Annotated in this window: 11 protein-coding genes and 1 tRNA gene; all 12 read right to left on the reverse strand. The window is 45.1% G+C overall.

Going from position 1 to position 12748, the window contains the following annotated elements; all coding sequences use genetic code 11:
• Positions 1 to 62: 62 nt before the first annotated feature.
• The 12 genes from pgl to FRZ54_RS17940 all read right to left on the reverse strand — a co-directional run bounded on the left by pgl (position 63) and on the right by FRZ54_RS17940 (position 12658).
• Positions 63 to 788, reverse strand: coding sequence for a 6-phosphogluconolactonase (gene pgl / locus FRZ54_RS17890; protein WP_147033108.1), 726 nt, complete (start codon positions 786 to 788; stop codon positions 63 to 65).
• A gap of 6 nt (positions 789 to 794) precedes the next feature.
• The gene (gene zwf, locus FRZ54_RS17895) at positions 795 to 2309 is read right to left on the reverse strand and encodes a glucose-6-phosphate dehydrogenase (protein ID WP_147033110.1); all 1515 of its coding nucleotides are present in this window, start codon (positions 2307 to 2309) and stop codon (positions 795 to 797) included.
• Positions 2310 to 2329: 20 nt separating this feature from the next.
• On the reverse strand, positions 2330 to 3754 hold the full coding sequence (gndA, locus tag FRZ54_RS17900; RefSeq protein WP_147033112.1) for an NADP-dependent phosphogluconate dehydrogenase: 1425 nt from the start codon (positions 3752 to 3754) through the stop codon (positions 2330 to 2332).
• 1 nt (position 3755) lies between these two features.
• Positions 3756 to 4379 (reverse strand): HAD family hydrolase, encoded by a 624-nt coding sequence (locus FRZ54_RS17905; RefSeq protein ID WP_147033114.1) that lies wholly within the window; start codon positions 4377 to 4379, stop codon positions 3756 to 3758.
• A 1-nt stretch (position 4380) separates the two neighbouring features.
• A complete protein-coding gene (tal, locus tag FRZ54_RS17910; protein WP_147033116.1) occupies positions 4381 to 5478 on the reverse strand; it encodes a transaldolase in 1098 nt (365 codons plus the stop codon).
• Positions 5479 to 5508: 30 nt separating this feature from the next.
• A complete protein-coding gene (gene rpiA / locus FRZ54_RS17915) occupies positions 5509 to 6216 on the reverse strand; it encodes a ribose 5-phosphate isomerase A (protein WP_147033118.1) in 708 nt (235 codons plus the stop codon).
• A gap of 32 nt (positions 6217 to 6248) precedes the next feature.
• The gene (gene tkt, locus FRZ54_RS17920) at positions 6249 to 8255 is read right to left on the reverse strand and encodes a transketolase (RefSeq protein ID WP_147033120.1); all 2007 of its coding nucleotides are present in this window, start codon (positions 8253 to 8255) and stop codon (positions 6249 to 6251) included.
• Between the two features lie 31 nt (positions 8256 to 8286).
• The gene (locus FRZ54_RS17925) at positions 8287 to 9048 is read right to left on the reverse strand and encodes an ROK family protein (protein ID WP_147033122.1); all 762 of its coding nucleotides are present in this window, start codon (positions 9046 to 9048) and stop codon (positions 8287 to 8289) included.
• 339 nt (positions 9049 to 9387) lie between these two features.
• Positions 9388 to 9458 (reverse strand) — tRNA-Cys (locus FRZ54_RS24290).
• 63 nt (positions 9459 to 9521) lie between these two features.
• Positions 9522 to 10100 carry a redoxin domain-containing protein gene (locus FRZ54_RS17930; RefSeq protein ID WP_187359659.1) on the reverse strand — a complete coding sequence of 193 codons (579 nt, stop codon included), beginning with the start codon at positions 10098 to 10100 and terminating at the stop codon, positions 9522 to 9524.
• A gap of 153 nt (positions 10101 to 10253) precedes the next feature.
• The gene (locus FRZ54_RS17935; protein ID WP_147033127.1) at positions 10254 to 11144 is read right to left on the reverse strand and encodes an SMP-30/gluconolactonase/LRE family protein; all 891 of its coding nucleotides are present in this window, start codon (positions 11142 to 11144) and stop codon (positions 10254 to 10256) included.
• Between the two features lie 11 nt (positions 11145 to 11155).
• Entirely contained in the window at positions 11156 to 12658 is a 1503-nt protein-coding gene (locus FRZ54_RS17940; protein ID WP_147033129.1) for an alpha-L-fucosidase, read from the reverse strand.
• Between the last annotated feature and the right edge of the window lie 90 nt (positions 12659 to 12748).

The raw sequence follows: 12748 nt of genomic DNA on the forward strand, positions 1-12748 counted from the left end.
TACAAACAAAAAATGTCTCAAATTTTTGAGACATTTTTTGTTTTTTTCTTAAAACGATGTTTTTATTTCTTCAAAAGTGCCGCGGCTGCCGTATCGAGGAACCATTGTAACTCCCCATCCGATGGTTTGATAAGTTGTGCCGGGTAATTTTCAATATCCTTTTTATCCTCTATAACATGATGCACGGCTTCGGCTTTGCCGGCACCATAAACCAGGTAGGCAATATGGTGTGCCTGGTTGATCAGCGGAGCAGTCATAGTGATACGGAAAACTTGCTGGTCGTCTAAAAACACTTCTTTTACCGATGCCGTTTTATCGTGTAAAACCGGTGTGTGCGGAAATAGAGAAGCGGTGTGCGAATTATCACCTAATCCTAATAGTACCAGGTCGAACCGGGCATCGAATCCCGCAAAGTATAAATTAATATCATTGATATATCTCGCTGCAGCTTCCTCAGGCGAAACTGATGTATTTACCGGGAATATCTGGCGGTAACTAAGATCCAGCGGTTCAAGTATGGCTTTCTTGGCCATCAGGTAGTTGCTCTGCAGATCGGTGTGCGGAACGTAACGCTCGTCGCCAAAAAAGAAATGTACTTTTTTCCATTCTACTTTATCCCTGAATTTAGGCGACGCCAATAGTTCGTATAGTTTTTTTGGTGAATTACCCCCTGATAAGGCAACCGAGAACTGCCCGTGATGTGCTATTGATTTTGCGGCAACTTCGACAAAATAATTAGCCAGGCCATCTAATACCTCATCTTCCGTTTTAAAAACGTTTATTTTCATCAGTATTTATTTTTTGCCATTAACCGGTAAAGTAAACCAATTGAACCCGTCACGCGCGATTAGCGCCTCGGCAGCTTCGGGGCCCCAGGAGTCAGCCGAATAATTCGGAAAGTTCAGGCTCTTTTTATGCTGCCAGGTGCTCAATATCGGCATCACCAGTTCCCATGCCGCTTCCACCTGGTCGCCGCGCATAAACAGGGTTTGGTCGCCAAGCATGGTATCCAATATCAAAGTTTCGTAAGCTTCTGGCGCCTGCTGACTGTAAGTTCCCTTATAATCGAAAACCATATCAACCACATTCAGTACCATGTCTATACCGGGGCGTTTAGCCTGTACCTGCAAACGGATGCTCATTTCGGGCTGTATGCTGATAATGAGCCGGTTCTGCTGCCAACTTTCCGCAGCCTCCGTCGGGAATATCAGGTGGGGTACATCCCTGAACTGTATAGAAATTACGGATGATGACTGGTGCATCCTTTTGCCGGTGCGCACATAGAAAGGCACACCCTGCCAGCGCCAGTTATCAACAAAAAACTTAAATGCGGCGAAAGTCTCTGTGTTCGATTGAGGATCGACTTTGGGTTCATCGCGGTATGCAGGTACTTCTTTACCCTGCATCCATCCGCTGCCGTATTGGCCACGTACTGCCGACATACGCACGTCTTCAGGCGTAAATTTGCGCATTGCTTTGAGTACGTCAACCTTGCGGTCGCGAACCTCGTCGGCGTTAAAACTTACCGGCGGCTCCATGGCAACGTGGCAAAGTAGTTGCAGCAGGTGATTTTGTATCATATCGCGCAAAGCGCCCGATCCGTCATAATAATCGCCACGTTCCTCAACCCCAAGCTGCTCTGTAACCGAAATCTGCACATGCTCAATGTAATTTCGGTTCCAAAGCGGCTCCATAATGGAGTTTGCAAACCGGAATGCCATGATATTTTGAACAGTCTCCTTGCCCAGGTAATGGTCAATGCGATATATCTGGCATTCATTAAAAATGCTCGATAATAGTTGATTAAGCTCTTTGGCTGTATCCAAATCGTGACCAAAAGGCTTTTCGATCACTATTCTTGTTTTCAACTTGTCCTCGGCAAGTTTTGCCTTTGCCAGGTTCGATGCAATGATGGGGAACAGATTTGGAGAAACAGCCAGGTAATAGATCACATTGGCCTTTGTTTTCCATTCAGCATTGTGGCCATCTATCTTCTTTCCAAACTCCTTATAAGTTTCTGCATCCTTTACATCCGAAGCCTGGTAATAAATATTCTTTTCAAATTCGGCCCATTTCTCTTTATCGGCCTTACCGCTGCGCGAAAACTGGTTGATATCGTCCAGCATGTTTTTCCTGAACTGTTCGTCAGTGAGTTGTGTGCGGCCGGTACCGATGATCGAGAATTGTTTAGGCATCCAGCCGTCCAAAAAAAGATTATAAAGGGCGGGCGTAATTTTTCTTGCGTTCAGGTCGCCTGTCCCACCAAAAATGATGAATATGGTAGGCTCTGATGTTGTATTTGAACTCATGATAATGTCTTGATCAGTTGTTAATCATTCTTTTTGGTCCATTGGGTATGGAAGACGCCTTCCTTGCCTATCAATTCATAGGTGTGCGCACCAAAATAGTCGCGCTGTGCCTGGGTAAGATTCGATGGCATTCTTTTATTCCGGAAATTGTCAAAATAGCTAAGCGAAGCAGCAAAAGCAGGCGCGGCTATACCCGCACCAATAGTTGCAGACAATACTTTTCGGGCGCCTTTTACGGTTTCAGAAACCAGGTCCTCTACCCCGCCGTCGAGCAACAAATGAGCTAACTGCGGATCGTTTTGATAGGCATTGAAAATATCATTCAGGAAGGCTGAGCGTATGATGCAACCGCCACGCCATATCTTGGCTATTTCGCCAAGTTTAAGATCATATTTATATTCTGTTGATGCATTTGTTAGCAAATGCATGCCCTGTGCATAGCTGATGATCATGCTGAAATAAAATGCCTGCTCCAGCGCAGCAAGAAATTCTTCTTTATCCACATCCATTTCCGGTTCGGCCTGGCTATACAGGGTAGATGCCTGTTCACGCAGTTGCTTGTATTTGGACAGGTCGCGCATAGAAACGGCGGAGTCGATAGTTGGTATTGGCGCCTGCAGATCCATTGCCACCTGCGATGTCCATTTACCCGTACCTTTGGCCCTGGCCTCATCTTTAATATCGTCTATAAGCAAATGATCGGTACCCGGTGCATTGAAAGCGAAAATATCCTTGGTAATGTCCATCAGGAATGACTGCAATCTGCCTTCGTTCCATTTGGTATATACCTCGCCAATAGAAGCATTATCCATTTTGAGGCCTTTTTTCATGATCTCGTAAGTTTCGGCTATCAGTTGCATCAACCCATATTCGATACCGTTGTGAACCATTTTCACAAAGTGCCCCGAAGCGCCCGGACCTATATAAGTGACACATGGCTCGCCGTTAACGTGGGCGGCAATGGCCTCGAATATAGGCTTCATTACATTATAAGCCTCTTTATCACCACCCGGCATCATACTCGGCCCGCGGCGGGCGCCTTCTTCGCCGCCGGAAACGCCCATACCGAAAAAGTGCAGGCCTTTAGCTTCCAGTTCGTCTACACGGCGGTTGGTATCTGTAAAATGCGAATTACCACCGTCGATCAAAATATCGCCTTTGTCCAATAATGGGGTCAGTTCATCAATAACCGCATCGACAATTTTACCTGCCGGAACCAGCATCATGATAGCGCGTGGCGTGGTCAGGCTGTGAATAAACTCCGCCACATCGCCAAAACCTTTTACGTCCTTATCCTTGCCCTCTTCGTTTAACGAGGCTACTTTCGAAGCATCTTTATCGTGACCGGCTACTGCAAATCCATGATCGGCCATGTTGAGCAGCAAGCTGCGGCCCATGGTACCCAAACCTATCATGCCAAAGGCATATTTAGTTGTATCGCTCATTTTAGTTTGATTTTTCTTTTTTTAATTCTTCCAATATTTTTTGGGTCGATTCAAAACTGGTGTGCTGGTATGAACGGATACCCAGTTTTTGCGCGGCGTTTGCAAACATGATCCTATCGTCAAAATAAACACATTGCTGAGGCAACGCCTGCGCTATACCCATTGCCAGTTTGAAAATGCCGGGATCGGGTTTGCGCATGTTCACTTCACAAGATGACACAAAAGCATCAAAAACCTCGTGCAGCTTAAATTTTTTAACACGGTAGTCATTCAATTCCTTGCCTTCGTTATTGATGGATATGATCCTGAAACCGCAATCCTTTTTCCATTGTTTCAACCAGGCCAGCGTATCAGGAAGTTCTTTGGACCGTGAAAATATAAATTCCTTAAAGTCCTCCCGTGTAAAATCGCGGGGGTGATTAAATATCACCGTATCAAGATACTCGTCGAGGTCAATGCTGCCTATTTCATAGACATTGAAAATGAAATTGTGTATCTCATTTACCTCGTCGTAATCTAGCCCGAATTGCTCGGCGGCCAGCTTTCTTGAATCGCGGCCCCAGCCGTTTGTCAAAAGCACGCCGCCAATATCAAAAAACAGGACCTTTAAAGCCGCTGCTTCCATATTATTTCACTTTAGCTTTCTGATCTTCTATAGCCTGTAATAATTTTTCAAAAGGTTTGTTGAACTTGTCGATACCTTCATCTTCTAGCTTTTGTGTGATCTCGTCGATATTGATGCCGACCGATTTCAGTTTGTCCAATACGGCGGTGGCTTCAGCAAGGCCGGTCTCTAAGGTATTTTCAGCAATACCATGGTCGCGGAATGCCTCAACAGTTTCCAGTGGAACGGTATCGACAGTTTCAGGGCCGATCAATGCTTCCACATATTTGGTATCCTTAAACGCCGGGTTCTTGCTGCTGGTACTTGCCCAAAGCAAACGTTGTGGTTTAGCACCCTGCGCCGCTAGTTTTTCCCAACGTGGCCCGCTAAATACGCGTTTGTAAATTTCGTAAGCTTTCTTTGCTGACGCGATAGCTACTTCGCCTTTCAATTCGGGTGCGCCTTTCTCATCCAGCATAGGGTCAACCATTACATCAATGCGGCTCAGGAAGAAACTGGCGACGGATGAAATATGCCCAATAGAATGACCTGCGGCCAAATGATCTTCCAGCCCCGAAATATAAGCTTCGGTTACTTCCTCGTAGCGAGGAAGACCAAACAATAACGTAACGTTAATATTGATACCTTTTGCTATCGATCGGCGGATAGCTTCCAATCCCGGCTTAGTCCCGGGAATTTTTATCATCACATTTTTGCGATCCACCTTTTTCCACAGGTCAGCTGCCTGGCTGGCTGTTTTTTCGGTATCCAACGCCAGGAAAGGCGATACTTCCAAACTCACATAACCGTCTTCACCATTTGATTCCTCATAAACCCCTTTGAAGAGATCTGTAGCTTTTTGAATGTCGCTAATAGCAAGGCCAAAGAATATCTCTTCATTATCTTCACTTTTTTCGGATAACTCCCTGATATCGTCATCATAATCAGAACTGCTGGTAATCGCTTTTTCGAATATAGCCGGGTTCGAAGTAACGCCCCTGATGCCATCCACATCGATCAGTTGTTTCAATTCACCTGAGTTGATGATGCTACGGGCAATAAAATCCAGCCAGATGCTCTGGCCAAAACTGTGTATCTGTTTTACTCTGTTAGCTTCCATATCTATATATGTTAAATTTAAAATCCTTTATTAATTATTTGCGGCCATCAGTATTTCGGGCTTGTACCCTATAAATAATCCGCTCTCTATAACCCCGGTGATGGTTTTGATATCTTTTTCAAGACCAGTATACACCTCGTCGAAATTACAGTCCAGTACCAAATTATTGTTTTCTGTGATGATAGAACCGTCTTTACCCTTTGCGGGTCTTAAAACAATACTATTGGCACCAAGTTGCTTCAACTCCTTTTCCACGTGCAGCAATGCCTGGGGGTAAACCTCGACCGGAACTGGAAACCTGGTGTTGAGTTTTTGAACCATTTTTGATTCATCAACTATGATATAATTCACAGGGCTGGAACTCATCAGCAATTTTTCTTTAAACATGGCCCCTCCTCTTCCTTTGATCAGGTTATTATCCGGATCAACCTCATCTGCGCCGTCAAACAGCCAGTCGGGCCGATGCTCAAATAAACTGGTTTGCTGTACGCCAAATTTGCTGCAAAACATCGATATTTCTATCGATGTAGTTATCGCTTTCACACTCAGTTTTTCTGACTTTATCCGTTCCGCTATTGCAACCAGTGCCAGGTACGATGTCGAACCCGACCCTACGCCCAATATATCTCCATCCTTAACCTTGGCGGCTATTTCCCAGGCCACCTTTTGCTTACCATTGATGTTAATGATCTCCCCGGACCACTCAAGTCGCGATATCAAACTGTTTTTCCAGTTCATTTTTAGCTGATATACAAATTCTTAAGTAAATATTACTTAAGTAATGCTTTAGCTTTTGCCACCACGTTATCCACGGTAAATCCAAACTCCTTATAGAGTTCTTCTGCCGGGGCCGACTCACCAAAGCCGTGCATAGCGAGGACGTCTCCCTCGTCCGTTACATACTTGTGCCAGCCAAGCGGCGAGGCCATTTCCACCGCCAAGCGTTTCTTAACGGATTTCGGGAACACCTTTTCTTTGTAAGCAGCCGATTGTTTTTCAAATAGTTCCCACGACGGCATACTTACCACGCGGGCGTTTACGCCATCGGCTTTCAATTTCTCCTGCGCAGCCATAATTAAGGAAACCTCTGAACCGGTAGCTATCAGTATTACGTCGGGCGTTTTTTCAGAATCTGATAAAATGTAAGCGCCCTTTTCCAATTCAAATGCACTGGTATATTTATCCTGGTCGATGACCGGCAATCCCTGGCGGGTGAATACCAATACCACCGGGCCATCTTTATGCTCTAAAGCTACACGCCATGCATGTGCGGTTTCATTCGCGTCGGCGGGACGAAGTACAACGATATTTGGTATCGAACGCAAAGACGCTAATTGTTCTATCGGTTGATGTGTAGTTCCGTCTTCGCCCAGGCCTATGCTATCATGTGTATAAACAAATATCGGGCGTATCTTCATAATCGCTGCCAAACGTATAGGCGGCCGCATATACTCAGAAAACATCAGGAACGTGGCGCCGAAAGGGATAATGCCTTTGGTCAAAGCCATACCATTTAAAGCCGAACCCATTGCATGTTCGCGTATACCAAAATGGAAGTTACGCCCGTCCCTATGCTCAACCGTGAAAGAGCTGTACTCTTTCATGTTGGTTTCGGTAGATGGGGCGAGGTCAGCAGCGCCGCCTATCAATGTCGGCAATTTTGAAGCAATGGCATTTAACACCTTGCCGGACGCCTGGCGGGTTGCCATCTTGCCTTCTGCCTTAAATACCGGTAAACTGTCGGCCCAGCCTTTTGGTAATTCACCGCTGGTTACCTGTTCATATTCCGCAGCCAATTCGGGGAATTTCTTTTTATATTCTGCAAAAAGGTCGTTCCATTTCTTTTCTGTATCCGCACCTTTCGCACCGCAATTGCGATAATATTCCAGCACTTCATCCGGTACGACAAAGGATTGCTCGGGATCAAATCCAAAGAATTTCTTCACCAGTTTTATCTCATCCGGGCCAAGCGGCGAACCGTGTGCACCGGCCGTATCCACCTTGTTTGGGCTGCCGTAAGCGATATGCGAACGTACTTTGATGATAGACGGCTTGCTGGTTTCAATTTTAGCGTTGTTTATGGCGTTGGAAAGTGCTTTGGTATCGTTAACGTCATTCACTACCTGTACATGCCAGCCGTACGATTCAAAGCGTTTGGCGACATCTTCGTTGAAGGTTATATCAGTATCACCCTCTATCGAAATGTGGTTATCATCGTAGATATAAATGATATTGCCCAGCTCCAGATGGCCAGCCAGTGAAGCAGCTTCCGACGCAACACCTTCCATCAGGTCGCCATCACTGCACACCGCGTATATTTTGTAGTTAAAGAGATCGAAACCAGGTTTGTTATAACGTGCTGCCAAATATTTCTGACCTATGGCAAAACCAACTCCGTTGGCAAATCCCTGTCCAAGCGGGCCGGTAGTTACCTCGATACCATCCAAAAGACCGTATTCGGGGTGACCAGCTGTTTTGCTGTGCAACTGCCTGAAATTCTTCAGATCATCCATGGTCAGGTCATAACCTGTCATGTAAAGGAAACTATACTGGAACATACAGGCGTGTCCTGCCGAAAGGATAAACCTGTCGCGGTTGGCCCAATGTGGGTTCTTAGGGTTATAATGCATGAACTGCGTCCAAAGTACATGGCCAATAGGGGCTATCGCCATGGGCGTGCCAGGGTGTCCGGAGTTTGCTTTTTGTACAGCATCAGCTGATAATATCCTTACGGTATCTATCGCTAATTGTTCTATGTCTTTTTTATCTGTAGCCATCTTGTGTATTGAAATTGTTGTGTCTTATTCTTTAGTTTACTTCTTCTACCGGTGTTGCTGTTATCAGGTCGTGGCGGTGGTCTGATTGCCAAAGCCTGGCGCCACCCCTTATTCCTTCGATATTCGATACTATTTTGATATCCTTATCCAGCTTGAATTTTAACTTATCTGAATTACCGCCCCCTATATACAAAGTATCATAATTGACTACCGTTTTAATTACGCTAAGTACTTTTTTCATTCGCCGGTTCCATTTTTGCACACCCTCTTTTTGAAGCGCCTTGTCACCTATATATTCGTCATAATCCTTGCCTTTGGAAATTGGGTGGTGCGAAATCTCGAGGTGCGGCATCAATTGCCCGTCGACCAATAGCGCCGTCCCGAAACCTGTTCCAAGCGTTACTACCATCTCGAGCCCCTTGCCGCTTACCAGGCCAAGGCCCTGCATATCCGCATCGTTCACTACACGCGCCGGCGCCCCAAGTTCTTCCTCCAGTTTCTTGCTGAGATCAAAATCTTTCCAGGATTCGGTCCCGAGATTCGGCGCAGTTTTTATCACACCGTTTTTTACGTAGCCCGGAAAACCGACCGAGATCCTGTCATATCCCGGGAATGATTTGGCCAGTTGTTTGATAGCAGCTACCACGCTTTCGGGCGTAGAGGGCTTTGGCGTCGCAATTTTTTCATAGCTCATCTTCAACTCCCCTTTTTCATTCAAAATGGTGGCTTTGATGTGTGATCCACCTATATCGATGGAAAGAAATTTTAGTGGAGAACCTTCGGTTTTTTTCATGAATTATTTGATAGTGGTTTGAATTGGCTGGTGATTGTGTCTACGAGATGAACCTGTTAATAATTGATAGCAAAATTAGGATAACAATGATTTAACTAATGTCTATTCCGCTTTGTTTTTTATTTATCCAAAGTAATTTTTTCAAAGCGTTTCATTCTAAACAGGCTTGCGACCGGGTAGATACTGCAATATTAAACAAATTAGATTTTGTAACAATATTAAGCATGAATTTATATATGAATATCTATAAAATTGACACCGGTTAACGCGAAAAGTAGTAAGTGGGCAATAACTAAAGGAGCATATAAGAGGTAAGTATAGTACGCCCTGATAAACGAGACGTCGGGGGCAGATTCGAACTGCCGTAAAAGGTTTTGCAGACCATCACCTATCCACTCGGTCACCCGACTAAAATTTGGCGGACCGCTGTCACGATCCGCCGGTTCAAACCAAAAAACTAATAAATCACTATATTAAAGTCGTTCCGCCACGGCAGCTAATATTTCCTTAGACGGGAAAATTTCTGAGAAATTCCAGTCGATATGATCGTATATTATTTTACCCGAAGGCGATATGACATAAGTTGCCAGCAGCGGGACATTAATATCAACGCCTGATATCCGGGTCCATATCGGGTCGCTTTCAGAATAAACACCAAAACGCTCGGCCACCTCTCTTTGGGCGTCGAAATAGAAACTTAACGACATGTTGTTATCCCAGGCCAGTTTCTCAAGCCTTCTCTCCTTCTCAGCGCTGATGACCAGCAGGTTCGCATCAAACCCTCTTATATCCTGTTGTATATTATTCAATTGCTTTAACAGGTTAAGGCCATATTCGCGCCAATGACTTGAATAGAAACTAATAACCAGCGGCTTGTTCAGCATTTGTCGCAGCATGATGGGACCATGCGTTTCCACGCCATTGAAAAACTGCTGCCAGCGAAAGTTGTCTTTCTCCAATGTAAAATCAGGAACTGCGTCACCTTTTTTTACGGGCTTCAGCGCATAAGTTGTTCTGAAGGTGTATTCATGGTTGGGTGCGATTTCGGACATGTCAAACTGTGGATATCGATATGAGTTCATAGCTGCTATCATTAATTTATATTAACAAAAGCAAATGTATATAAATTCTATCTATTTAGTAGAATTTATAGGAGTAAAATTACATCTGCCTGTATTTCAGTTTAATAATTTAAATCTGGATAGTCATTCCACTCCCCTAACCTTCATCTGCATGATATAAACGGCCTTTGATGCTGTTATAAAAAGCAGGTCTTTCTTTTTCCCGGCGAAACACAAATTTGCGGTCCAGGGCTCGGGAATATCAATGTGTCCTACCTGGGCTCCGGATGGATTAAAAATCGTCACACCTTTTCCTGTGAGATATACATTACCCTGTTCATCCAGCGTCATGCCGTCAGAACCCAATTCGCAAAACAATTGTTTATCAGCAAGCTTACCATCGGGCTGAATAGTGTATTTATAAGTTTTGTTTGAGGCTATATCTGCGATATACAAATATTTACCATCCGGCGTGCCCACTATTCCATTGGGCTGTTTCATATCGTTAACCACCATAATGGGACTATGTGTGCCCTTGGGCAAATAATAGACATCCTGGCTTTCCAGGTCCGGTTTTTTACGTTGCCACCAATCACGTTGATAGTATGGGTCTGTAATATACATATCGCCGTTCGGAGCTACCCAAACATCGTTTGGTCCGTTCATCAGGCGGCCGTTATAATCATTTACCAAAACTGTGATCTTCTTTTTCGGACTTATGGATACCAGCCTGTCATGTTCATCGGCACAGCTGACAAGGTTACCTTTTGCATCGAAGTAAGTCCCATTCGACCGTTGCGTATTCTCCATCCAGAGTGAAAGTTTGCCATCTGTACTATATTCCCAAATCTGGTTGTTGGGCTGGTCGGTAAAGAAAACGTTGCCTTTTTTATCTACGGAAGCCCCTTCGGTAAAGCTGAACTGCTTCGCTATCAATTTAGGTCTTTCGGTGGTATCAAACAGCGCCTGCTGCGCATATCCATGCGCCGTAACACAAGCCGCCGCGATGGCAATAATGAACTTAACGTTTTTCATAATTTACAATTTCAGGGCGAATGTACAACCGGAGGAGGAAATTTGATCTCCCGGTACAGTCCAAAGTCGCTTAACGCGATACATACCGGCGCTTTGGTGATGCGAAGCCTTACTTTGCTCGCTTTAACGTTTTCATTGAGACGTATCAGCCGGTTTCCGCCAATGCTCGTGACCGAGGCAATTTGCTGCCATTTGCCGTTTTGCCACGCATCAACGGCTACCGCATCTATCCGTTGTCCAAGTTTAATATTTTCTCTTAACCGAATGACATTGAATAATTTAGACTTATGTAAATCAAGAATAAGTTCAGGTGTTTTTACTTTGTCATCGGTTGCCCAATAGCTGTAACGATCATTATCAAGCAAATGTGCCGGACCGAATTTAGCCATGTTTCCGCCCCTCACATTGCTTGCTTTCAGTTTTGCGCCTTTCGCCAGGTTAACTGCAAACGTTTTCCTTAAGTTATTTCCGAATTCCTTCAGCTTGTCTACGTCATCGTCGTTGAGCATTCCCCGTTGATCTGGCTCCAGGCCGAGATCAAGACAGGCGCCCCTTCCCACACTTTTGAAATAAAGGTTCATCAGCGAGTCCGCTGTTTTTGCTTTGCCGTCCTGTGCCTTATGATAAAACCATCCCGGCCTGAACGGTACATCGCACTCGGCCGGCATCCAATATTCACCATTGCGCTGCCCTTCGGTACCTTCCGAATCTTTGGTAAATCCATTCCCCGGCTTTTTGCCGGCTTCCGGTGCATGGGGCGTGTATGTGGCCCAACTGGTTTCGCCGGCATGCCCCTCCTCGTTACCAACCCAGCGCACATCCGGGCCCACATCGCCAAAAATAACGGCATTCGGTTGTAATTTCCGTGCTATGCCCCAGGTTATATCCCAGCCGTAATAGGTAGAGCGGTCAATTTTACGCACCTCTTTGGCGCCGCCGTAGTACCCATCGCCCCCATTCGCGCCATCGTGCCACACTATAAACAAGGGGCCATAGTTACTATATAATTCTTCCAGTTGTTTGCGGTAAACATCGGTCACATACTCCGGTTTGCCATATAAGGCGCTATTCCTGTCCCAGGGCGAGCAATAAACGCCCATTTGCATGCCAAGTTTGTCGCAAGCTTCGCGGTATTCACGCAGAATATCACCTTTGCCATTTTTATAAGGGCTTTTAGAGATATTATGTTCAGTGGTCTTGGTTGGCCAAAGGCAAAAACCATCATGGTGTTTAGCTACTACGATGATACCCTTAAAACCGCCCGCCTTTGCGGCGCCTACTATTTGCATCGCATTAAACTGGGTGGGATTAAAAATCTGAGGGTCTTCATCGCCATAGCCCCACTCCTTATCCGTATAGGTATCCGGCCCGAAGTGTACGATGCAGTACATACCTATGGCCTGCCAGTTCAACTGGCCCTTTGACGGCAATGGTCCGTATGGTTTTGGTGCGGATTGACAAAATGCCTGTGTAAATACAAAACAGGTTAACAGTGTAAAAAGGGTTCGTTTCATGCGTGGGGTAGTTGACTTGTGGTTGCTAAAATAGTAGTTTTCTATTTTAATTGTATGATAAACATTTTTAGATAATATTATTTTTCTGCT

Source organism: Mucilaginibacter ginsenosidivorans, assembly GCF_007971025.1.
Classification (GTDB): Bacteria; Bacteroidota; Bacteroidia; order Sphingobacteriales; family Sphingobacteriaceae; genus Mucilaginibacter; species Mucilaginibacter ginsenosidivorans.

Coding starts and splice junctions, on each gene's coding strand:
- pgl (WP_147033108.1), bottom strand. CDS start 788: ATGAAAATAAACGTTTTTAAAACGGAAGATGAGGTATTAGATGGCCTG.
- zwf (WP_147033110.1), bottom strand. CDS start 2,309: ATGAGTTCAAATACAACATCAGAGCCTACCATATTCATCATTTTTGGT.
- gndA (WP_147033112.1), bottom strand. CDS start 3,754: ATGAGCGATACAACTAAATATGCCTTTGGCATGATAGGTTTGGGTACC.
- FRZ54_RS17905 (WP_147033114.1), bottom strand. CDS start 4,379: ATGGAAGCAGCGGCTTTAAAGGTCCTGTTTTTTGATATTGGCGGCGTG.
- tal (WP_147033116.1), bottom strand. CDS start 5,478: ATGGAAGCTAACAGAGTAAAACAGATACACAGTTTTGGCCAGAGCATC.
- rpiA (WP_147033118.1), bottom strand. CDS start 6,216: ATGAACTGGAAAAACAGTTTGATATCGCGACTTGAGTGGTCCGGGGAG.
- tkt (WP_147033120.1), bottom strand. CDS start 8,255: ATGGCTACAGATAAAAAAGACATAGAACAATTAGCGATAGATACCGTA.
- FRZ54_RS17925 (WP_147033122.1), bottom strand. CDS start 9,048: ATGAAAAAAACCGAAGGTTCTCCACTAAAATTTCTTTCCATCGATATA.
- FRZ54_RS17930 (WP_187359659.1), bottom strand. CDS start 10,100: ATGTCCGAAATCGCACCCAACCATGAATACACCTTCAGAACAACTTAT.
- FRZ54_RS17935 (WP_147033127.1), bottom strand. CDS start 11,144: ATGAAAAACGTTAAGTTCATTATTGCCATCGCGGCGGCTTGTGTTACG.
- FRZ54_RS17940 (WP_147033129.1), bottom strand. CDS start 12,658: ATGAAACGAACCCTTTTTACACTGTTAACCTGTTTTGTATTTACACAG.